General features: G+C 71.1%; 19 protein-coding genes. 14 read left to right on the forward strand and 5 right to left on the reverse strand.

The window, feature by feature from the left end; translation table 11 throughout:
* Positions 1–29 precede the first annotated feature (29 nt).
* Positions 30–2,249 carry an alpha-galactosidase gene (locus C3481_RS10755; RefSeq protein WP_103842271.1) on the reverse strand — a complete coding sequence of 740 codons (2,220 nt, stop codon included), beginning with the start codon at positions 2,247–2,249 and terminating at the stop codon, positions 30–32.
* 76 nt (positions 2,250–2,325) lie between these two features.
* On the opposite strand from C3481_RS10755, the gene C3481_RS10760 reads away from it, so the two are divergent.
* Positions 2,326–4,149: a beta-L-arabinofuranosidase domain-containing protein gene (locus C3481_RS10760; protein ID WP_181021920.1), complete on the forward strand. Its 1,824-nt coding sequence runs from the start codon at positions 2,326–2,328 to the stop codon at positions 4,147–4,149.
* A 16-nt stretch (positions 4,150–4,165) separates the two neighbouring features.
* Here C3481_RS10760 and C3481_RS10765 read toward each other — a convergent pair whose 3' ends face one another.
* A complete protein-coding gene (locus C3481_RS10765) occupies positions 4,166–5,182 on the reverse strand; it encodes a LacI family DNA-binding transcriptional regulator (RefSeq protein WP_103842275.1) in 1,017 nt (338 codons plus the stop codon).
* 91 nt (positions 5,183–5,273) lie between these two features.
* Here C3481_RS10765 and C3481_RS10770 point away from each other — a divergent pair, with 91 nt between their 5' ends.
* From C3481_RS10770 to C3481_RS10805, 8 genes are read left to right on the forward strand one after another with little or no spacing between them, the layout of a single operon-like run.
* On the forward strand, positions 5,274–6,458 hold the full coding sequence (locus tag C3481_RS10770; protein WP_103842277.1) for a Gfo/Idh/MocA family protein: 1,185 nt from the start codon (positions 5,274–5,276) through the stop codon (positions 6,456–6,458).
* Positions 6,455–7,162 carry a ThuA domain-containing protein gene (locus C3481_RS10775; RefSeq protein WP_023955099.1) on the forward strand — a complete coding sequence of 236 codons (708 nt, stop codon included), beginning with the start codon at positions 6,455–6,457 and terminating at the stop codon, positions 7,160–7,162. Before C3481_RS10770 ends, C3481_RS10775 begins: the two co-directional genes overlap by 4 nt.
* Complete coding sequence (locus C3481_RS10780; protein ID WP_064955075.1) at positions 7,135–8,229, forward strand: Gfo/Idh/MocA family protein; 1,095 nt, start codon at positions 7,135–7,137, stop codon at positions 8,227–8,229. Before C3481_RS10775 ends, C3481_RS10780 begins: the two co-directional genes overlap by 28 nt.
* Positions 8,226–9,743 carry an alpha-N-arabinofuranosidase gene (locus tag C3481_RS10785; RefSeq protein ID WP_103842278.1) on the forward strand — a complete coding sequence of 506 codons (1,518 nt, stop codon included), beginning with the start codon at positions 8,226–8,228 and terminating at the stop codon, positions 9,741–9,743. The genes C3481_RS10780 and C3481_RS10785 overlap by 4 nt, the downstream gene beginning before the upstream one ends.
* 42 nt (positions 9,744–9,785) lie before the next feature.
* Positions 9,786–10,721 (forward strand): tRNA pseudouridine(55) synthase TruB, encoded by a 936-nt coding sequence (truB, locus tag C3481_RS10790; RefSeq protein ID WP_103842280.1) that lies wholly within the window; start codon positions 9,786–9,788, stop codon positions 10,719–10,721.
* Positions 10,718–11,086 carry a hypothetical protein gene (locus tag C3481_RS10795; RefSeq protein ID WP_023955091.1) on the forward strand — a complete coding sequence of 123 codons (369 nt, stop codon included), beginning with the start codon at positions 10,718–10,720 and terminating at the stop codon, positions 11,084–11,086. Before truB ends, C3481_RS10795 begins: the two co-directional genes overlap by 4 nt.
* 55 nt (positions 11,087–11,141) lie before the next feature.
* Positions 11,142–11,573 carry a hypothetical protein gene (locus tag C3481_RS10800; RefSeq protein ID WP_023955089.1) on the forward strand — a complete coding sequence of 144 codons (432 nt, stop codon included), beginning with the start codon at positions 11,142–11,144 and terminating at the stop codon, positions 11,571–11,573.
* Positions 11,570–12,541, forward strand: a complete 972-nt coding sequence (locus C3481_RS10805; RefSeq protein ID WP_036306095.1) for a bifunctional riboflavin kinase/FAD synthetase — start codon at positions 11,570–11,572, stop codon at positions 12,539–12,541. The genes C3481_RS10800 and C3481_RS10805 overlap by 4 nt, the downstream gene beginning before the upstream one ends.
* A 42-nt stretch (positions 12,542–12,583) precedes the next feature.
* Here C3481_RS10805 and deoC read toward each other — a convergent pair whose 3' ends face one another.
* Positions 12,584–13,300, reverse strand: a complete 717-nt coding sequence (deoC, locus tag C3481_RS10810) for a deoxyribose-phosphate aldolase (RefSeq protein WP_023955085.1) — start codon at positions 13,298–13,300, stop codon at positions 12,584–12,586.
* 92 nt (positions 13,301–13,392) lie between these two features.
* Between deoC and C3481_RS10815 the strand changes: the two genes are divergently transcribed.
* The 4 genes from C3481_RS10815 to C3481_RS10830 all read left to right on the forward strand — a co-directional run bounded on the left by C3481_RS10815 (position 13,393) and on the right by C3481_RS10830 (position 18,967).
* Complete coding sequence (locus C3481_RS10815) at positions 13,393–13,605, forward strand: heavy-metal-associated domain-containing protein (protein ID WP_023955083.1); 213 nt, start codon at positions 13,393–13,395, stop codon at positions 13,603–13,605.
* Positions 13,605–15,923: a cation-translocating P-type ATPase gene (locus C3481_RS10820; protein ID WP_103842282.1), complete on the forward strand. Its 2,319-nt coding sequence runs from the start codon at positions 13,605–13,607 to the stop codon at positions 15,921–15,923. The genes C3481_RS10815 and C3481_RS10820 overlap by 1 nt, the downstream gene beginning before the upstream one ends.
* Positions 15,924–15,949: 26 nt before the next feature.
* Complete coding sequence (locus C3481_RS10825; RefSeq protein ID WP_023955079.1) at positions 15,950–16,594, forward strand: hypothetical protein; 645 nt, start codon at positions 15,950–15,952, stop codon at positions 16,592–16,594.
* 219 nt (positions 16,595–16,813) lie between these two features.
* A complete protein-coding gene (locus C3481_RS10830; protein ID WP_103842284.1) occupies positions 16,814–18,967 on the forward strand; it encodes a DEAD/DEAH box helicase in 2,154 nt (717 codons plus the stop codon).
* Between the two features lie 59 nt (positions 18,968–19,026).
* On the opposite strand, the gene C3481_RS10835 is transcribed toward C3481_RS10830, so the two are convergent.
* Positions 19,027–19,566: a hypothetical protein gene (locus C3481_RS10835; protein ID WP_146053642.1), complete on the reverse strand. Its 540-nt coding sequence runs from the start codon at positions 19,564–19,566 to the stop codon at positions 19,027–19,029.
* Between the two features lie 185 nt (positions 19,567–19,751).
* On the opposite strand from C3481_RS10835, the gene C3481_RS10840 reads away from it, so the two are divergent.
* Positions 19,752–20,780: a 6-phosphofructokinase gene (locus C3481_RS10840; protein ID WP_023955073.1), complete on the forward strand. Its 1,029-nt coding sequence runs from the start codon at positions 19,752–19,754 to the stop codon at positions 20,778–20,780.
* 81 nt (positions 20,781–20,861) lie between these two features.
* Here the strand turns inward: C3481_RS10840 and C3481_RS10845 are convergent, their stop codons facing one another.
* Positions 20,862–22,253: a threonine/serine exporter ThrE family protein gene (locus tag C3481_RS10845; protein WP_023955070.1), complete on the reverse strand. Its 1,392-nt coding sequence runs from the start codon at positions 22,251–22,253 to the stop codon at positions 20,862–20,864.
* Positions 22,254–22,356 lie beyond the last annotated feature (103 nt).

Raw genomic sequence — 22,356 nt, forward strand, 5'->3', positions numbered from 1 at the left:
ACGGGATGCGGCAGCCCGGCGCTCGCCGATCACGAGCCCACCACCGCCGCGAGGTGAACGACCGCCGCGCGGTCGGGGTGGAACGTGGGGAAGTCCAGCCCGACGCGTGCGAGCACGGCCCCCGCGATCACCGGACCGCGGCCCTCGCGCTCGCCGTCGCCGTCACCGCCGAGATCGGGGCTCTCCCGGAGCCACGCCGGAACCTGCCACGGCGGTCCGAACGAGTCCGAGCCGCTCACCGACACCCGGTAGCTGCGGTCGGCGGCCAGGCCGGGGAACCGCACGCGGGCGATCGTGTCGGGCGAGGTCGTCGGAGTGACGATCGTGAAGAGCGCCTCCGAACGGTCGGCGGCGACCACGCCACGCACCTGCGGAGATGTGGCGTCGAGCTCACCCGCACCGATGGTGCGCCCCGTCGCGATGAGCTCGCGGTGCCGACGGTAGCGCGCGATCCAGTCGCTGAGGATGCGCCGGTCGGTGGCGTCGAGGTCGCGGATGTCCCATTCGATGCCGAAGTGCCCGAGGAATGCGACGGCGCACCGGAACTGCAGATCGTGTATGCGGCCCGTGACGCTCGAGACGGGGGAGGCGACGTGCGACCCCATCATCTCCGGGGGCACCAGCAGCCCCGTCCACCTCAGGATGCCGAAGCGATCGTGTGGATCGTGGCTGTCGGACGGATGGATCCGGTCGGTGCGCTCGAGGATGCCGAGGTCGACCCGCCCGCCGCCGGAGGCGCAACTCTCGATCTCGAGGTCGGGGTGGCGACGGCGGAGCTCGTCGATGAGGCGGTACACCGCGAGGGTCTGCTCGTGGACGGCGGGAGTGCCCGAACGGGGGTGCCCGGCCGCGATGAGGTCACGGTTGTGGTCCCACTTGAGGTAGCTCACGCCGATATCGTCGATGAGCCCGTCGAGGGCCGCGAGGATGTGGTCGAAGGCGCCCGGCTGCGTGAGGTCGAGCACCTGCTGGAACCGGTAGCGCGGAGGAAGCTCGGGTCCCGCGCGGAGGATCCACTCGGGGTGCTCACGGGCGAGGTCCGAGTCCTCGTTGATCATCTCCGGCTCGACCCAGAGCCCGAACTCCATACCGAGAGCGCGGACCTCGTCGGCCAGGGGGCGGAGGCCGGCGGGCCACGCGACCGGGTCGGGCGTCCAGTCGCCGAGTCCCGCACGGTCGTCGTTGCGCCCGCGGAACCAGCCGTCGTCGAGGACGTAGCGCTCGACGCCGAGCTCGGCGGCGCCGGCCGCCAGGTCGACGAGCACCCGGTGGTCGTGGTCGAAGTACACCGCCTCCCAGACGTTCATCGTCACGGGGCGGGGGCGGCGGGACGAACGAGAGCGCTCACGCAGGTAGGAGTGGAAGCGCGCCGCGGCGCCGTCGAGTCCGCATCCGTAGCTGCCGAACACCCACGGCCCGGAGTACTCCTCGCCGGGCGCCAACCGGATCTCGCCGGGGAGCAACGACTCGCCGCCCCGGAAGTGGAGGCGCCCGTCGGTCCGCTCGATCGTGTGCTCGTGGTTGCCGCTGAACCCGACGTGTCCGATCCACACCTCGCCGGTGCTCGCCGAGAAGCCCGGGGTCCCGACCGCCTGGACCAGCGTCGCGTCCAAGCCGGTACGGCCTCGGCGCGAGATGCGCGAATGATCGCCGCGGACGATCGGATGCCGCTGCGGAATGCGCTCGTGTCCCCACCGGCCGGTGAAGTCGAGCACCTCCTGCGCCCACGTCGGTATCGGAAGGGCGACAGCCAGGGCGTGGATCTCGAGCGGCACCGCTGCCGTGTCGGCGTCGGCCGTGTTTCGGACTCGGGCGCGGGCGCGAATGAGCCCATCTGACGTGAGATCGATCTCTAGTCCGAGCTCGATCTCGGCGTACGCGTCGTGGAGCACGGCGCTGACGCGGCCCCCGTCCGCATACGTCACCCCCGCTCCGACCTCCTCGCCGTCGAGGGCGAGAGAGCGCAGGGCGAAGCGGGGCGCCCACCCCGAGCCGCCGCGATGCGCCGACAGCCCTGGTGCTCCGAACCACCCGCGGCTGTGCTCGGGAAGCATGCTCGCGCGGTAGGGAACATCGGAATCACCGACCATCCCGGTTCTGTTCTCGGCTTCGACGAACGTGAGGAGATCGGGTTCTGCCGACGTCACGGCCGCGCCCCAATGGACGATCTCCGGCATCCCGTCGTTCGTCGTCGCGATGACGACGGAGACTCCCTCGGCACTGAGGTGGATCACGCGCATGGAATCCATGCTCCTATTCTGCTGGCATCGCTCGGGCGGTACAGTCAGAGATCGATCTCAGCACATCGAAGGAGATGGCACAACCATGACCGCATCCGCTCTCGCGCCCGGTGCCGCCCGCTTGCTCGCAGGCACCTACGATCGCCGTCGCCGCGTCAACCGCGAGTACCTCGCGTCGCTCGACGAACGCGCTCTCGTGCAGAACCACCGCATCGAGGCGGGAATCGGCGACCAGGGATGGCACCTGAAGCCGTCGGCCACCCCGGGGGTCGAGAGCGGTTGGGGGCGGCATTGGGGCTGGGAGACACCGGGCGCGCTTCTGCGGGGCCACTTCGTCGGGCACTGGATGTCGGCTGCCGCGCGCGAGGTCGCCGTCACCGGAGACCCCGTGCTGCGGGGCAAGCTCGCGGTCGTCCTCGATGAGCTCGAGGCGTGCCAGGATGCCGGGGACGGCTGGGTGTTCGGCATTCCGCAGACATTCCTGCGCCGCCTCGCCGAGGGGCGCGAGGTGTGGGCGCCGCAGTACAACATCCACAAGACCCTCATGGGTCTGGTCGACGTCTACCGAGACCTCGGCGACCAGCAAGCTCTGCGCATCGCCCACCGGGCGGCCGGGGTGCTCGCGGAATGGGCGCGGGGATTCGAGCCCGAGGAGTTCCAGGCCATCCTCGAGGTCGAGACGGGCGGCATGCTCGAGGCGTGGGCAGACCTCCTCGACGCCACCAGCGACCACATGTATCGCGAGCTCCTCGACCGGTACGACCACCGGTCGCTCTTCGACGGTCTGCTGGCGGGGGAGGACATGCTGACCAACATGCACGCCAACACCACGATCCCCGAGGTGCTGGGCGCTGCCCGCGCCTTCGAGGTCACCGGAGAGGAACGCTGGCGACGCGTCGTCGAGGCGTACTGGGACTGGGCCGTCACGCGACGCGGGACCTTCTGCACGGGCGGGCAGACCTCGGGTGAGATCTGGACGCCGCCGTTCGCCTTCGCCGCGCGGCGGGGCACGAAGACGCAGGAGCACTGCGCCGTGTACAACATGATCCGGCTGGCGGACGTGCTCTACCGATGGACCGGGGAGGCGTCGTACCTCGACTACATCGAGGCGAATCTGGTGAACGGCATCCTGGCGCAGCAGCATCCCGGCACCGGGATGGTGAGCTACTTCCTGCCCCTGCAGAGCGGTTCGCGCAAGGAATGGGGATCGCCCACCGAAGACTTCTGGTGCTGCCACGGCACGGTGGTGCAGGCGCACACGCGGCACTCTTCGCTCGCGGTCTACGCGGACGACGACGCCGTCACCGTCGCGCAGTACATCCCCGTCCGCGCCGATGCGCAGACCGCGGCGGGCCGCCTCGTTGTCGAGGTGCGCACCCTCGACGACGCGCTCTACGTCGGTCCGGACGCGAACGCGGGCCCCGGTGGCCCGGCGCATCGGCCGCACGCGCTGCGGGTGTCGGTCGTGATCGAGTCGCCGGCGAGCGTCGGGGGCCGCGTCCGGATGCGCGTGCCGGCCTGGACCATGGGCGAGGTGCACGTTCGGTCGGACCTCGCGGTGGTGCGTCGCGGGAGCTTCGTGGAGGTCGATCACCCCGGCGGGCGCACCGAGGTCGAGTTGGGTTTCGGATTCGAACTGCGAACGGTGCCGATTCCCGACGAGCCCGAGACCGTCGCCTTCGTCGAGGGCGCCGTCGTTCTCGCGGGCCTCGTCGACCGTGAGACGCCGCTCGTGGGCGACGGCTCCGACCCGGCGACGCTGCTGGCCGCCGACGATGAGAGGCAGTGGTCGCAGTGGCTCACGCGATACCGCAGTGTCGGGAACTCGGCCGGCATCCGATTCGTGCCGCTGAACGAGATCGTCGACGAGCGCTACGCCGTGTACTTCCCGGTCGTCGCGTCATCCTGAGCCGTCGCGGCGGTCGTCACCGAGGGCGGCCGGTCGAGCCGCGGGCGACGAGGACCGTGGGCAGCTCGACCACCTCGTCGGCGAGCTGGGCGCCGCCCGCCATCTGCGCGAGGAGGCCGACCGCTGCCGCGGCCATCTCGCGGATGGGCTGGCGGATCGTGGTGAGCGGGGGATGCAGCCACCGCGCACCACGCACGTCGTCGTATCCCACGACGAGAACGTGGCGCCCTACCGCGAGCCCGGCCTCGGCGATCGCCCGGTAGGCGCCCGCGGCCATCTCGTCGGAGCAGGCGAAGAGTCCGATGGGGCCTTCGCCGCCGAGGTCGTCGAGCGCAGCGGCGCACGCGCGCCGCGCGTCCGCCGCACCCCAGTCCGCCGTCGTCAGGGTGCGGGGCGCGGCCGGTGCCGTCTCGTCGAGCGTCGAGAGGAAGCCCTCGATCCGCGCGCGGCCGTACCGGTAGGACGGAGCGCCGCCGATGACGATGAAGCGCCGCGCGCCCTGCGCGAGCAAGTGCTCCGCCGCCGCCGAGCCGCCCGCGTGATCGGTGTTCCGCACGCTCGGCACGCGCTGGGTGGTCCCCGACGGCGGCTCGAGCAGGACGACGGGGATGCCCGCGCTCTGCACGATCTCCAGTTGAGCGGCCGTGGGCAGGATGAGGCCGAGCACGACCCCTGCCGATCCCCGCGAGCGGATGCGAGCGGGCCAATCGTCGCCCGGATCGTCGCGCTCGGCGGTGAGGACAAGGTCGTAGCTCAGGCGCGATGCAGCGGTGTGGGCTCCCGCGACGACCTCGTCGGTGTAGGGATCGTGGAAGTGCCCCAGAACCAGATCGAAGATGCGGGACGTACCGCCGCGAGGCCGGCCTCGCGGTGTTCCGCCCCGCGTGTACCCGAGCCTTTCGGCCGTCTGCAGCACACGTGTGCGGGTCTCGGGCGACAGCTCGCCGCGCCCGCGGAGCGCGCGTGAGACTGTCGCGACGCTGACCCCGGCGGCCGCGGCGACGTCGGTGAGACTCGGTCGGTGAGACGGCATGCCCCTATTTTGCGCAAAGCGCGACGGCCGCGTCGAGAGGCTGTGACATCGTGGTCCGCGATCACACGCACCGGTGCGGAGGGAGACGAGGATGTCGAGACGATTGCGCATCGCGATCATCGGAACCGGGTTCATGGGACGGATGCACGCGCACGCCTGGCGCACTGCTCCGCGCTTCTTCGATCTGCCGTTCGAGCCCGAGGTCGTCGTGCTCGCGGGCAGCGATGCCCAGCGTGCGTCCGATGCCGCGTCGCGGTTCGGCATCGCCGAGTCGGGCGACGACTGGCGCGCCGTCATCGCACGCGACGACATCGACGCCGTCGACATCTGCACCCCCGGCGACACCCACGCCGAGATCGCGCTCGCCGCCCTCGACGCCGGCCGTCACGTCCTGTGCGAGAAGCCGCTGGCCAATGACGTCGCCGACGCCGACCGGATGACGGATGCCGCCGCCGCGGCGGCATCGGGCGGCGTCGTCGCGATGTGCGGGTTCAGCTACCGCCGCACGCCCGCCCTCGCTCTGGCGCGGCGCCTGATCGAGGAGGGCCGCGTCGGCCGCATCCGGCACGTCCGCGCCCAGTACCTGCAGGACTGGCTCACCGATCCGGAGGCTCCGTTCACGTGGCGCCTCGATCGTGACCGCGCGGGATCGGGCGCTCTCGGCGACATCGGAGCGCACAGCATCGATGCGGCCCAATGGCTCACGGGATCGCGCATCACGAGCGTCTCGGGCACGCTCCGCACCTTCGTCGACGAGCGTCCCGTCCTCGACGAGCGCGTCGGGCTCGGCGGCCGGGCCGGAGCCGGGGCCGGGGCCGAGCGCGTCACCGTCGACGACGCCGCGGCGTTCACGGCATCCTTCTCCGACGGCGCTCTCGGCGTCTTCGAGGCGACGCGCATGGCCACGGGCCACCGCAACGCCAACCGCATCGAGATCAGCGGCGACCGCGGGGCGGTCGCCTTCGACTTCTCGCACCTCAACGACCTGCTCTTCGCCGACGCGACACTCCCCGCCGGCGAGCAGGGCTTCCGGCGCATCGACGCGACCGAGCCCGAGCACCCCTACGCGGGAGCCTGGTGGCCAGCGGGGCACGGGCTCGGCTACGAGCACCTGTTCACGCATCAGAGCGTCGACTTCGTCCGCGCCGTCGCCGGTGAGATCGACGCGCATCCGTCGTTCGCCGAGGCCGCCGGGGTGCAGCGCGTGCTCGCGGCGGTCGAGGAGAGCGCGGCATCCGACAGCAGAAGCATCCGAGTGGAAGGGGTCAGCTCATGACCGCGAGACAGGCGCTCATCGTCCGAGGCGGCTGGGAGGGGCACAAGCCCGTCGAGGCCACCAACCTCTTCGTCCCGTTCCTCGAGGAGAACGGCTTCGAGGTCCGCATCGAAGAGGACAACGAGGTCTACACCGACCGGGAGACGATGGAGCGCACCGATCTGATCGTGCAATCGGTGACGATGTCGAAGATCTCGCGCGAGGCCTTCGCGGGCCTCCGCGACGCGGTCGAGCGTGGAACAGGACTCGCGGGCTGGCACGGCGGCATCGCCGACTCGTACCGCGACAACTCCGACTACCTGCAGCTCATCGGCGGGCAGTTCGCGACGCATCCCGCGAAGCACCCCGATGCCCGGGTCGGCGACGAGACCGATAACTACCTCTGCTACACCGTCGACCTCACCGACGCGGGGCGCCGGTCGCAGATCATGGCCGGTCTCGAGGACTTCACGCTGCGCACGGAGCAGTACTGGGTGCTCTGCGACGACCTCAACGACGTTCTCGCGACGACGACGCACCCCGTGCAGCCGTACCACCCGTGGCACCGCCCCATCACCTCGCCCGCCGTCTGGACGCGCGAGTGGGGACAGGGGCGCATCTTCGTCGCGACGCCGGGGCACAGTCTCGTCGTCCTGCGCGACGTCAACGTCCGCACCATCATCGAGAGGGGGATGCTGTGGGCGAGCCGCACGGCATCGGTGTAGTCGGCCTCGGGGTCATCTCGGGCCAGTATCTGGAGACGCTGGGCGAACACCCCGCCGTCCGTATCGCGGCGACGGCCGACCTCGACGCCGACCGCGCCCGGTCGGTCGCCGAGCGGTTCCCGGGGGCGCGGGCGCTGTCGGTCGCCGAGCTCGTCGCCGACCCGGCGGTGCAGACCGTGGTGAACCTGACGATCCCCGCCGCCCACGGCGAGGTCGCGCGCGCAGCACTCGCCGCGGGCAAGAACGTCTACGGCGAGAAGCCGCTGGCCGCGACCTTCGACGAGGCGCTCGGGGTCATGGCCGGCGCGAACGGTGCCTGGGTCGGCGGGGCTCCCGACACCGTGCTGGGGTCGGGGGTGCAGACCGCGCGCGCGGTCGTCGACGCCGGTGAGATCGGCCGGCCGATCGCGGCGGTCGCGACGTGGCTGTCGTCGGGACACGAGGCCTGGCACCCGCATCCCGACTTCTACTATCGCGAAGGCGGCGGACCGCTCTACGACATGGGGCCCTACTACCTCACGGCCCTGTTCCATCTGCTGGGGCCCGTCGTGCGCGTATCGGGCGCGTCATCGCGATCCCGCGACGAGCGCACGATCGGTTCCGGTCCGCGCGCGGGGGAGCGCATCCCCGTCGAGATCGACACGCATGTCACCGGCGTGCTCGAGCACGCCGGCGGTGCCCTGTCGACGGTGACTTTCAGCTTCGACGCCGCCGCGACCCACGCCGCACCGATCGAGGTGCACGGCGAGAGCGCTTCGCTGACCCTGCCCGACCCCAACTTCTTCGACGGCGAGGTGACCATGCGCCGGCCGCGGGCAGCGGAGTGGACCGCGATCGCACCGCGCGCCGGCTACCGAGGCGCGGGCCGCGGCATCGGGGTTCTCGACGTCGTGCGCGGCGGCGCCGGCGCGGGGCGTGCGAGCGGCGAGGTCGCCCTGCACGTCCTGGAGATCATGAGCGCTCTCACCCGGTCGGCGCGAGAGGGCCGCCGCATCACCCTGACCACGACCGCGGAGCGTCCTCCGCTGGTCCCGCTCACCGAGCACGAGCACTGGAGAACCACATGACCTCGTCCGCACGTGCGGTCATCGACCTCGACGTCGTCGGCGATCGCATCAGCCGACACATCTACGGGCACTTCGCCGAGCACCTCGGGCGCTGCATCTACGACGGCTTCTGGGTCGGCGAGAATTCGTCGATCCCCAATATCCGCGGCATCCGCACAGACATCGTCGATGCCCTCCGCGCGCTCGACATCCCGAACCTGCGCTGGCCCGGCGGATGCTTCGCCGACACGTATCACTGGCGCGACGGGATCGGTCCGCGCGAGCAGCGTCCGAAGATCGCGAACACGAACTGGGGCGACGTCGTCGAGAGCAACCACTTCGGAACCCACGAGTTCATGGATCTGTGCGACCTGCTCGGTACCGAGGCGTACGTCAACGGCAACGTCGGCAGCGGCACGGTGCAGGAGATGTCGGAGTGGGTCGAATACCTCACGCGTGACGACGACAGCCCGATGGCGCGGCTGCGCCGTGAGAACGGTCGCGACGAGCCGTGGCGTGTGCCGTTCTGGGGCATCGGCAACGAGCCCTGGGGGTGCGGCGGCAACCTGTCTCCCGAGTTCTACGCGGAAGAAGCACGGCGGTACGCGACCTATTGCCATGATCACGGCGAGAACCGGCTGACGCTCATCGCTGCCGGCGCCAACGAGGATGACTTCGAGTGGACGCGGGTGCTCGTGAAGACACTCGTCGAGTCGCACGCCGCGAACCTGTACGACAAGCATCCGTACCAGGCGATCTCGTTCCACTACTACACGCACACCGGATCGGGCATCAATCGCGAGGACGCGACGACGTTCACCGACGAGCAGTTCTACGACACGATGGCGTACGCTCGCGACTTCGAGCGCGTCGTCCGCGGACACGTCGCGGTCATGGACTCGTACGACCCCGAGAACCGGGTGAGCCTCGTCTGCGACGAGTGGGGCACGTGGTGGAACGCCGAGAAGGGGACCAACCCGGGGTTCCTGTTCCAGCAGAACACGATTCGCGACGCCCTCGTCGCCGGCATCCATTTCGACATCTTCCACCGCTACGCGCGGCGCATCTCGATGGCCAACATCGCCCAGACGGTGAATGTCTTGCAGGCGATGATCCTCACCGACGGTGACAAGCTCGTCCTCACCCCGACGTATCACGTGTTCGAGATGAACAAGGGGCACCAGGACGCCCGTGCGCTCGCCGCCCACGTGCTCGACGCGCCCGCGACGACGGCGCGCGGGGGAGAGCTGCCGCTGGTGTCGATGTCCGCCTCGACGAAGGAGGGGGCGGCGCTCATCTCGCTCACCCACCTCTCGACGGACGACGAGTGCGAGGTGCGCATCGACCTCCGAGGCTGCGGCGCGCGCGTCACGCGTGCCCGTGTGCTGGGGGCGGACAGCGCGACGACGTACAACGACGCCGACGTGCCCGACCGTGTCGAGCCGCGGCCCCTCACGACCGCCTTCGAGGGCGGTGAGCTCGTCGTGACGATGCCGCCGCATTCCTTCGCGACCGTGGAGCTGGCGCTGGACTGACCGCGTCCGGGGCCGGCGGGGTGCCGCCGTAGGCTGGGAGGCATGCCCGAAACCGCGCCCCGCGGCATCCTGCTCGTCGACAAGGCGGGCGGGATGACCAGTCATGACGTCGTCGCCCGTGCCCGCCGAGCCCTCGGCACCCGCAAGATCGGTCATGCCGGAACGCTGGACCCGATGGCGACGGGGTTGCTCGTCCTCGGTGTGGGGCCGGCGACTCGCCTGCTGACCTACATCGTGGGGCTCGACAAGACCTACGAGGCGACCATTCGCCTCGGCGTCTCGACCGATTCCGACGACGCAGACGGCACCGTGACGGACCATGCGACGAACGAGGCACTCGCCGCGGTCGACCGCGCCGGCATCGATCGCGGCATCGCGGCGCTCACCGGCGAGATCGACCAGGTGCCCAGCCGGGTGTCGGCGATCAAGGTCGGCGGCAAGCGGGCGTACGACCTCGCGCGCGCGGGCGAAGAGGTCGAGCTGAAGCCACGTCGCGTCACCGTCTCGCGCTTCGACGTGCGCGACGTGCGCGAGGTCGCGCTCGAGGCCGACCCCGGCGCCGCCGAGGGTGGACCATCCCGCGCCGTCGACGTCGATGTCGTCGTCGACTGCACGAGCGGCACGTACATCCGGGCGCTGGCTCGCGATCTCGGTGCCGACCTCGGCGTCGGGGGACACCTCACGGCCCTGCGCCGCACCCGCATCGGACCGTTCGCGGTCTCGGATGCCGCGACCGAGATCGCCCCCGACACGCAGCTGCTGCGCGACGCGGATGTCGCGGCCGCGGTGCTCGGCGCCTTCGACGTGACCGCCGAGGAGGCGCGCGACCTGCGCCACGGCAAGCGACTCCTCGGAGCGGCGGCGCGCCTGTCGGCGCCGCATCCGGCGGCCATCGATCCCGACGGACGACTCGTCGGCATCGTCGAGCGTCGCGGTGCCGACGTCAAGAGCCTCATGAACATGGCGGAGGACGCATGATCACGGTCTTCACCATCGTGCAGGTGGCGGTGGCGGTCGCCGCGGGCCTGCTGTGCACCGTCCTCGGCCTCGCCAACCGCCGCCCGAGCGATCTCTCGGTCGGGTCGCTCGCTCTCGTCGAGGTGCTCCTGATCGCGCAGGTCGTCGTCGCGATCATCGCGCCGCTCGCGGGGAACGCCCCGTCGGGAAGTCTCCTGGAGTTCTGGGTGTATCTCGTCTCCGCCGTGCTGCTGCCGCCCGCTGCCGTGTTCTGGGCGCTCGTCGAACGCAGTCGCTGGAGCACCGTCATCCTCGGGGTGGCCGCACTGTCGGTCGCGATCATGGTCTGGCGGATGCAGGTGATCTGGACGGTTCAGGTCGTCTGAAGCCGCCCGCGTGCCACCTATCATTGGTGAGGTCATGGATCATCCCCGCCCTCGAATGACCGGCATCGGCCGCGTTCTGGTGGTCGTGTACGCCGTCATGGCACTCGCCGCGACGGGACGCTCGTTCGTCCAGATCGTGGAGGACTTCTCGAACGCACCGCTGGCGTACTCGCTGTCGGCGGCCGCGGCCCTCGTGTACGTGCTCGCCACCGTCGCACTGGTGAAGTCCGGGTCGCGCACCTGGTACGCGATCGCGTGGGTCGCGATCTGCTTCGAGCTGGTGGGTGTCCTCGTCGTCGGCACGCTCAGCCTCGTGCTTCCCGACCTGTTCTCGCACGACGCGACCGTCTGGTCGGGCTACGGCTTCGGCTACTTCTGGGTTCCGCTCGCCCTGCCGTTCGTGGGCATCTGGTGGCTCGTGTCGCACCGCAACGGCGCTGAGGACAGCCGCGAGCGTCCGGCCGTCCTGGAGGGATCGTCATGGTGACCGTCTATCGAGACCCCGCCGAGGTTCCCGCAGACTTCGGCCCGAGCGTCGTGGCCATCGGCAAGTTCGACGGCGTGCACTCGGGGCACCGGGCGGTCATCGACCGGGCCCGGGTCGATGCCGCCGCGCGCGGCGCGCGCGTCGTCGCGGTCACCTTCGACCGCAACCCGCTGAGCCTGCTGCGTCCGGAGCTGTGCCCCGAGCCGCTCGTCGCGCTCGATCAGAAGATCGGCCTCCTCGCGGCGGCGGGGGTGGATGCCGTCCTCGTGCTGCGATTCGACGCGGAGCTCGCCGCGCTCTCGGCACGCGACTTCGTCGAGAGCATCCTCGTTCGCGCGCTCGGCGCCGTCGGGGTCCTCGTCGGCGACGACTTCCGGTTCGGTCGCGGCGGCGAGGGTGATCCCGCGGTACTCGCCGCACTCGGGCGCGAGCACGGGTTCGACGTCGACGTCGTCACGGACGTCCGTGCCCGCGACGCCGGACGGCGCGTCTCATCGACCTGGGTGCGCGATCTGCTCGCGGCCGGCGACGTCGCGGGGGCCGCCCGCCTGCTCGGCCGCCCTCACGCGGTCGAGGCCGAGGTCGTGCACGGACTCAAGCGCGGGCGCGAGCTCGGATACCCGACCGCGAACCTCGCGACCGATGCCGCGGGGTTCATCCCGGCCGATGGCGTGTACGCCGGATGGCTCATCGACCTCGGGATGCCCGGTGCCGACGGGATGCTGCCGGCAAGCGTCATCCGTTATCCGGCGGCGATCTCGGTGGGCACGAACCCCACGTTCGACGACGTCCCGCAACGGCAGGTCGAGGCCTATGTGCTCGACGAGACCGACCTCGACCTCTACGGTCACCGCGTCGAGGTCCGTTTCACGGCCCGCATCCGCGGGATGGTGGCCTTCGCGGGCATTCCGGCGCTCATCGAGCAGATGGACGACGACGTCGTCCGGGTGCGCGAGGCCCTCGCCTGAGGCCAGCGCCTCGCGCGCCGGAGCGGGCCGCGGCCCGCGTGGTCAGTACGACGACTCGTCGACGGCGCCGGTGGCCTCGCCGCCGGCCTCGAGCCGGCGCGCCTCGCCGAGGATCGTCGCGCTGCCGCTCGTGCCGAGGCGCGTGGCGCCCGCGTCGAGCATGGCGACCGCGTCGGCGAAGCTGCGCACGCCGCCGGAGGCCTTGACCTGAACGGCCTCGCCGACGTTCTCGCGCATCAAGCGGACGTGGGGCACGGTGGCGCCGCCCCCGGCGAAGCCGGTCGAGGTCTTGACGAAGTCGGCTCCGCCGGCCTCGGTCAGGCGGCTGCCGCGGGCGATCTGCTCGTCGTCGAGCAGGCTGGTCTCGAGGATCACCTTGACGATCTTGCCCTCGGCTGCCTCGACCACGGCACGGATGTCGTCGACGACGACGTCGTCGAAGCCCGAACGCAGCGCGGCGATGTTGACGACCATGTCGAACTCGGAGGCACCGTCGGCGGCGGCCTGACGGACCTCGGCGACCTTCGCCGCCGTGGACGTCGTGCCGTGCGGGAAGCCGATGACCGTGCCGACGGCGACGCCGGTGCCGTCGAGTCGCGCGACGGCGTGCGCGATGTCGGAGGGGCGCACGCACACCGAGAAGACCCGCCATTCGGCGGCGATGTCGAGCTCGGCGTCGACCTGCTCGCGGGTCAGCTCGGGCTTGAGGATGGCGTGGTCGAGGGTCGCGGCGAGCTCGCGCTCGGAGATCGTGGACATGGTTTCAGCGTACGCCGTTCGGATGTCCAGGCATCGACGGGAATACCCCTAGGGGGTATCCTGTTGGCGTCCTCGAACGAAGAAGGAGCATCATGACGACTCAGACCTACACCGTCGAAGGCATGACCTGCGGGCACTGCGCCGCAGCGGTGACCCGCGAGCTCGGGCTCGTTCCGGGTGTCTCCGACGTCGCCGTCGACGTCGACGCCGGCACCGTCGCGGTCACGGCCGTGCAGCCGCCCGACGACGACGTCGTCTCGGCCGCTGTGGCCGAGGCCGGTTACACCGTCACCGGACGACGCTGATGAGCGCGGACACCGCCGGGCGGGAGAGCAGCCACGCCGTCCTCGACATCGAGGGGATGACGTGCGCGAGCTGTGTCGCCCGGGTCGAGAAGCGGCTGCAGCGCCTGGACGGTGTCCACGCGACGGTGAACCTCGCGACCGAATCCGCGCGCGTGGAGCATCCCGCCGCGGTCTCGGTCGACGACCTGGTCCAGGCCGTCGGTGAAGCGGGGTACAGCGCTCGGGTCCGCGCGCCGCGGGGGCGCCCGCAGGCGCACCCCTCGGGCGCGCACGACGCACCCGAGGAGCACGACGACCACGGCGCAGCGCACGACCACGGGGCGGGTCACCAGCACGACGTCGAGGACGTGCCGGGCCGGACCACCCTGCGCACCCGGCTGATCTGGGGCATCGTGCTCGCGGCGCCCGTCGTGGTGCTCGGCATGGTGCCGGCATGGCAGTTCCCCGGATGGCAGTGGGTGTCGCTCGTCCTCACCGCGCCGGTGGTGTTCTGGGCCGGCTGGCCCTTCCACCGCGCGACGTTCGCCAACGCGCGCCACGGCGCCCTGACGATGGACACCCTCGTCACGCTCGGCACCTTCGCCGCTTTCGCCTGGAGCCTGTGGGCGGTGCTGTTCGGATCTGCCGGGCGCATCGGCATCCGTCACGATGTCGTCCTCTTCGGCCCCGTGCACGATCCGACGTCGCTCGTCTACTTCGAGGTCGCCGCGGCCGTCACCGTGCTCATCCTGCTCGGCCGTTACATCGAGCAGCGCTCGCGGCGACGCGCGGGAGCCGCCCTGCGCTCCCTGCTCGAGCTGGGGGCCACCGACGTCGAGCTCGCGGACGGTCGTCGCGTCGGCATCGAGGCGCTCCGCGTGGGCGACGAGTTCGTGGTGCGTCCCGGCGAGAAGATCGCGACCGACGGCGTCGTGGTCGACGGCGCGGCCGCCGTCGACGAGAGCATGCTCACGGGCGAGTCGGTACCCGTCGACGTCGGCCCCGGTTCCGAGGTGACCGGCGGGACGATCGCCTCGGGCGGCCGCCTGCGCGTGCGCGCCACGTCGGTCGGCGACGAGACCCGTCTTGCTCACCTGGCGCGTCTGGTGGACGAGGCCCAGTCGGGCAAGAGCCGTGTGCAGCGACTCGCCGACCGCGTCTCCGCGGTGTTCGTCCCCGTCGTCATCGTCGTGGCCGTGCTGACCCTGGTCGGATGGATCATCGCCGGTGCGCCCGTGGCCTCGGGCTTCACGGCCGCCGTCGCCGTCCTCATCATCGCCTGCCCCTGCGCGCTCGGTCTCGCCACGCCCATCGCCGTTCTCGTCGGCACCGGTCGCGGTGCCGAGCTCGGGATCCTCATCACCGGACCCGAGGCCCTCGAAGCGGCCGAGCGCATCGATGTTGTGCTCATGGACAAGACCGGCACCCTCACCGAGGGGCGGATGTCGGTGGCCTCCGTCGTCACCGCGGGCGGGATCGACCGCGACGAGGCGGTGCGCGCGGCCGGCGCCGTCGAGTCGGCCTCCGAGCACCCGATCGCCCGCGCGATCGTCGCGGCAGCGGGCGCCGTTCCTCCGGTGACGGACTTCACCGGGGTTCCCGGCGGCGGCGTCAGCGGGTCCGTCGAGGGGCGCGAGGTCACCGCAGGGAGCGTCGCCTTCGTCGCCCAGCGCCTGGGCGCGCTGAGTGCCGAGCTCGATGCGGCGGCGCGCGAGGCCGCGGCATCCGGAGCGTCCGTCGTCGCCGTCGGCTGGGACGGCGCCGCCCGAGCGGTCATCGCGGTCGCCGACCGTGTCCGCCACGACGCCCGCGAAGCCGTGACGCGGCTGCACCGCACGGGAGCCTCGGTTGTCCTGGTGACCGGAGACAACGCCGGGGCCGCGGCAGCGGTCGCCCGCGAGCTCGGCATCGACGAGGTCGTCGCCGATGTGCGCCCGGAGGGCAAGCTGGACGAGGTGCGACGTCGCCAGGCCGCGGGGGAGCGCGTCGCCATGGTCGGCGACGGCGTCAACGACGCGGCCGCCCTCGCCGCCGCCGACCTCGGCATCGCGATGGGCGGCGGCACGGACGCCGCCAAGCACGCCAGTGACATCACGCTCACCGCAGGCAGCCCCCGGGCGGTGGCCGAGGCGATCGAACTCAGCCGTCGTACCCTCGGCATCATCCGCGGGAACCTCTTCTGGGCGTTCGCGTACAACGTCGCCGCCGTCCCGCTCGCCGTCGCCGGCCTGCTCAACCCGATGGTCGCCGCGGCCGCCATGGCGTTCTCGAGCGTCTTCGTCGTGCTCAACAGCCTGCGGCTGCGATCGGCGCTGCGACCCGCGCGCCGGAGCGCGTAGGGCGAGCGGCTCGTTAAGATCTCGACATGGCCGTCACGCACCGCACCGCTCTCCGCTTCATCCCGGTCGTCGCCGCGGTCGCGCTGCTGGTGACGGCATGCGCGACGCCCGCGGGGGGCACCGCGACCCCCGCTCCCGCGGAGTCGACCGCATCGCCCTCGCTCGATCCGACCCCGTCAGCGACGCCGAGCCCGATCGAGTCCCAGGCGACCGACGACGAGATCAGTCTGCCTTCGTCGTGCGACGAGCTGTTCGCGGGCGACCTGAGGGCGACGCTCGACGCGGAGATCGCACCGCTGAACGACCCCGGGGTGACGATGTACTCGACCGAGAACGCAGAAGCGCTCACGGTGCTCGAGTCCGGCGTGCCGAGCTTGCGGTGCACGTGGGGTACCCCCTCCGACCGCGGAATCGCGACCACCGTGTCGATCGTCTCGCCCGCTCAGTCCGAGCTCATCGTCGACGCATTGACGTCGTCCGGGTTCGGCTCGGAGGAGGCTTCGGGCGGGATGTACTTCCGCACGTCCCAGCGGATGCTCTCGATGGACGAGGAAGTCGTCGACCTGGGGGAGACCCATTTCCTCCGCGGCAACGTGTGGGTTGCGACGCGATGGGTCAACTACGGCCCCGATGCGTACACACCCGGCATCGTCGCCCAGCTCTGGCCCTGAGGTCGGCCCGAGCGCGCCCACCTCGCGGGCCGCGCCGGTCGTGGCATAGAATGGTCGCCGGGGACATCGTCGGGTTCGACGCCGCAGCTCGCTGAAGCGAGTGCCCGCGGCCGGCCGGCGCGATTCGCCCTTCGCTCGCATGACGCTTCGGCGTCCGTTCGAGCGGCACCCGTACGTTTCCGTCACGACGGAACTCCGGCACTCAGGCTCAGGAGGAGCATGCCGACCATGGCCACCGCCGCAGCGACCGCCAACCGCCGACGGAAGTCTTCGTCCGCCCGACGCGACGACGACGCCCCGCTCATCCCGATCCTCGCCCGCAAGGTGCGCGAGGTCGAGGCGAAGGCGCAGCGAGGCAAGCTCGGACCGACCAATCGCGTGAAGTTCCAGGTCATCGCCTTCCTGGTGCGCGAAGAGCGCGCGCGGGTGAAGGCAGACGAGAACGTCTCCGCCGCCGCCCGCGCAGAGCTGCTCAAGCGGCTCGACGGCGTCGCCACCATCCTCGCCAAGACCGCGGCGCGAGACACATCCCTCATCCAGCTGCTCGAGGTCGACCAGGCGACATCGCCGGTCGCCAAGCGGATGCGGCGCGACTGGCTGCTCGAGTCAGGCGCCGAGCTGCCCGAGGACGAGCTGATCATCACCGACGTCGTCCCGGTGCAGGCCCCCGTCGTGCCTCCGGCCCTCGCCGACCGGCAGGTCACGCCTCCGCAGGTCGTCGCTCGCCGCGAGGCCAACCCGTTCCTCGCACCCGATCCCGACCTGCACGCCCCGCACGACACACCGCGTCGTCGACTCGACGGCTGGGAGCTGATGGGGCCGCTCTACAAGGCGTTCGAGTCCGGCGCAGGCGGGGCGGCTGCCTCGATGGACCTTCCTCCCGTGCCCGAGTTCGATCGTCTGTCGCCCAAGGGCCTCGAGATCATGCCGCACCAGTCGCGGTTCCTCGAGTCGGTGCGAGCCGGTCACCGCTCGTTCCTGCTCGCCGACGAGCCGGGTCTGGGAAAGACGGCGCAGTCGGTGCTCGCGGCATCCGTCGCCGGTGCCTATCCGCTGCTGGCCGTCGTGCCGAACGTCGTCAAGATGAACTGGGCCCGCGAGGTCGAGCGCTGGACGCCCCAGCGCCGCGCAACCGTGATCTCGGGCGACGGCGACCAGATCGACGCGTTCGCCGACGTCTTCATCGTCAATTACGAGGTGCTCGACCGTCACCTCTCGTGGCTCGGATCGATCGGCCTGCGCGGCATGGTCGTGGACGAGGCGCACTTCATCAAGAACCTCAGCTCGCAGCGTTCGCAGAACGTGCTCGCCCTCGCGGGCCGCATCCGCGAGCAGGTGCGCGACCCGCTCATGCTCGCGCTGACGGGAACGCCGCTGATCAACGACGTCGAGGACTTCGACGCGATCTGGCGGTTCCTCGGCTGGACCAACGGCGAGAAGCCGGGGCCTGCGCTCATGGAGCGTCTGGACGAGACCGGCCTCACGCCGGCCGACAAGGCGTTCTATCCCGCTGCTCGCGACGCCGTCATCTCGATGGGCATCGTGCGCCGGAAGAAGAAGGACGTCGCCGCCGACCTTCCCGACAAGCTGATCGCCGACCTGCCCGTGCAGCTCGACGACGAGTACGGCCGGTCGATCCGCCAGGCCGAGCACGAGCTCGGTGAGCGTCTGGCCGCCCGGTACCGTCGCATCATCGAGGCGCGCGGCGACCGCGTGCTCGTCGGCGAAGCCGACTCCGACATCGTGCGCCTCGTCGCGACGCAGGAGCTCGAGGAATCGAAGGCCGCTGGTGCCGGCGCGGAGAACGTCTTCACGATGGTCCGCCGCATCGGCCAGGCCAAGGCCGTGCTCGCCGCCGACTACGCCGCTCAGCTGCAGCGGTCGGTGGGCAAAGTCGTGTTCTTCGCCAAGCACATCGACGTCATGGACGCCGCGGAGGCCCACTTCGCGGCCGCCGGGCTGCGGACCGTCTCGCTGCGCGGCGATCAGAGCGCGACCGCCCGCCAGGACGCCATCGACGCCTTCAACAACGACCCGGATGTCGCCATCGCGGTGTGCTCGCTGACGGCGGCAGGTGTCGGCGTGAACATGCAGGCCGCCTCCAACGTCGTCCTCGCCGAGCTGTCGTGGACCGCAGCCGAGCAGACGCAGGCGATCGACCGCGTGCACCGGATCGGTCAGGAGGAGCCGGTCACCGCCTGGCGGATCATCGCCGCCCACACGATCGACACGAAGATCGCCGAGCTGATCGACTCGAAGCAGGGCCTCGCCGCCCGCGCGCTCGACGGAGAGGCCGTGGACCCGACCTCGAGCGACTCGGTGCAGCTGTCGGCCCTCATGCACCTGCTCCGCCAGGCGCTCGGCGCCGACTGAGCAGCGTTCTTCGGCGACGGCCGGGCCCGGTCATCGAACCGGCGCCCGGCCGTCGTTCGTCAGGGCGCCGCGGGATAGGTCTTCGCGACCGACCAGAACTCGTCCGACGGGCGGATGAAGCGGTAGTCGAAGGTCGACCCGTCGACGAAAGTGAAACGGACCACGACGGCGCCGCCCTGAGCGCGCTCGCCGGTGTCGGTGATCGACCCCACCGCCGTTCGCGCGACGCTCTGCACGAGCTCCGCCGGCGGGTGGGTCCCCGACATGCCGAAATCCCACCAGGTGACGCGGCGCTCGCCCAGCGCGAGGATGCGGAGGGCGGCGTCGCGCGACAGGCCCGCGGCGATCGAGCCCGCGTCGCCCGCGACATGACGGGCTCCCGCGATCGTGTTCTGCGCCGCCGAGAGGGCGGCGTTGCCGATGACGCCCTCCACGGACATCACGCCCGCCGTGCCGCCGCGGGTATAGGCGGCGGGAAAGCACCGGGCATGGGCGAGGACGACGTCGGAAGCGTCGTCGGTGCCCGCGGCGATCTCGGCGACGTAGTCGGGTTCGGCGCCTCCGAAGGCCGCAGCGAGGCGGTCGATGATTCTGCGCATCATCCGATCGTGTCGCAGCCGCAGCTTCCGTGCCAAGCTCGTTCGAGCAGGCTGTCGGATGCGCGCGCCCGGGCCCGGCGAGTTCTCCCGGTGGGCTCGCCTGGCAGCACCCGCGCCGCGACGATAGTCTCGACCTGAGGCAGCGTCGCCACACTCCACCTTGAGCAACAACGAAGGATCTCCCCATGAAGATCGGCATCCTCACCAGCGGCGGCGACTGCCCCGGACTCAACGCTGTCATCCGAGGCGTCGTGCTCAAGGGCACCACCTCGTACAACATCGAGTTCGTCGGCATCCGCGACGGCTGGCGCGGCGTCGTCGACGGCGACTTCTTCCCGCTCACGCGCCACGAGGTGAAGGGGCTGTCGAAGGTCGGCGGAACGATCCTGGGCACGAGCCGCACGAACCCGTACGAGGGCCCCCGCGGCGGCGCCGAGAACATCGCGGCGACCCTCGACAAGCACCGCATCGACGGCATCATCGCCATCGGCGGCGAAGGCACGCTCGCTGCGGCCAACCGTCTCGCCAACGACGGCATCAACGTGCTCGGTGTGCCCAAGACGATCGACAACGACCTGAAGGCGACCGACTACTCGTTCGGCTTCGACACCGCCGTTAACATCGCGACCGACGCGATGGACCGGCTGCGCACGACCGGCGACTCGCACCAGCGCTGCATGGTCGCCGAGGTCATGGGCCGTCACGTCGGGTGGATCGCCCTGCACGCCGGCATCGCCGCAGGCGCCCACGTCATCTGCATCCCCGAGGTGCCGATGTCGATCGAGGAGATCACGGCCCAGGTCACCAAGGCCTTCGACCGTGGCCGCGCGCCGCTCGTCGTCGTGTCGGAGGGCTTCAAGCTCAAGGGCCAGGACGAGGCCTACAGCGACAAGGGGCTCGACGCGTTCAACCGTCCCCGCCTCGGCGGCATCAGCGAGGTGCTGGCCCCCGAGATCGAGCGCCTGACCGGCATCGAGACGCGCGCCACCGTGCTCGGCCACATCCAGCGCGGCGGCTCGCCGTCCGCGTTCGACCGTGTTCTCGCGACGCGCCTCGGGCTCGCGGCGGCCGACGCGCTCGTCGACGGTGCATGGGGCCAGATGGTCTCGCTCAAGGGCACCGATATCGTCCGCGTCTCGTTCGACGAGGCCCTCGGCGAGCTGAACACCGTTCCGCTGTACCGCTACGAGGAGGCCGCCGCACTGTTCGGCTGACCTCGCGCTCGCGTCATCTCGGCCGCGTCCGCGGCAGGCTCACAGCCTGCGCGCGGCGCGGCCGTTCCGCTTCTGCCGGTGTCAGCGCACCCGTGCGCGAGCACGGATTACCGACCCCAGCGACGCGCGGAGCGGCTGACCCAGGTAGATGCCGAGCGACGCGCCTACCGCCAGGGCGATGCCGACGGTCGCTGCCGCTGCGAGCGTGCTGAACCCGGTGAGCAGGGTCGCGGGACTGTCGCCCGACTCGACGACTCCGAGGAGTCCGCGGAACACCGCGGCGCCGGGGACCATGGGCAGGATCGCCGCCGTCGTGATCGCGACGGAGGGCACGTGCAGACGATAGGCGGCCAGGATGCCGACGAGGCTGCCGACGAACGCCCCGACGCCGCTCGCCGCAGCCGTCTCGAAGCCGATCGCCGCTGCCGCCACGTAGCCGAGCCACGCGACCACGCTGAGAGCGACGCTGACGACGATGATGCGGAGCCCGGCTCCGTTGATGACGGCGACCGCAAGGGCGATCAGGCCCGCGCCGAGGAACTGCAGCGGCACGGGGCCGAGGGGCAGCGCCTCCGTCGGCGCCTCGAGGCCCAGCCCGATGACCCGGGCGGTCTCGATGCCGGCGAGGATGCCGAGCACGACGCCGAGAGTCTGGGTCACGAGCTCGAGGATGCGGCCCATGGCTGTCAACGCGAACCCGTCGATGGCGTCCTGGGCGGCACCGACCACCGTGAGGCCCGCGAGCATGAGCACGATGCCCGAGGCGACGATGACGGAGGGTCGCATGGTCATCGCGGCCTCCCACCCCGTTGCGCGCAGGAGTGGGGAGGCCGCCGCGACGATCGTGAGCACGAACGCCCCGGCGATCTGGCTGAAGAAGAACGGCACGCGCGCCCGGCCCAGCAGGAACTGCGTGACGGCCGCAGACCCGGCGGCGAGGAACGAGAGCACGATGACGAGCCAGTTCGCGCCGAACATCACCGCGACCCCGACCGCCAGCAGCGCCTGCGCCGAGACGGCGACGGGCTGGTGGTACCGGAACGGTGTGCGACGGATGCCGCGGAAGCGCAGGGCTGCGGCATCCAGGGGGAGTCCGGAGCGGATCTCGGTCACGAGCGCCTGCAATCGCTGCAGACGCGCATGGTCGGGCGCCGCGCCGCGGACCACGCGCATGAGCGTGATGGGCCGGTCCTCACCGCTGCGATGGTGCGCGACGGTGATCGAGTTGTACGTGACGTCGACGTGCACGGGGTCGAGTCCGTACACACCCGCGACCCGCACGATCGTCAGCGTCACCTCGCTCGCGGGCGAACCTGCGACGAGCATCGTCTCCCCGAGCCGGATCGCCAGATCGAGGACCCGTACGGCGAAGGCGTCGTCGATGACCGGAAGCATCTCCGTCGCCGGGCCGCCGGCCGGATCGGAGGTGTGGACGAGCGCGTTCAGCGCCGTGAAGAGCGAGCGGCGTCCCATGCCTTCCAGCCTAGGTCCGTGCGCCCGCAGCCTCGCCCCCGGGCGGGTCGTCACATGGCGCTGCGCGCATGGGACGCTCCGTAAGATGGTCCGGTGGGCGCGG

Origin of the sequence: Microbacterium sp. Ru50, from assembly GCF_002920555.1 — a bacterium.
GTDB classification, from domain to species: Bacteria; Actinomycetota; Actinomycetes; order Actinomycetales; family Microbacteriaceae; genus Microbacterium; species Microbacterium arborescens.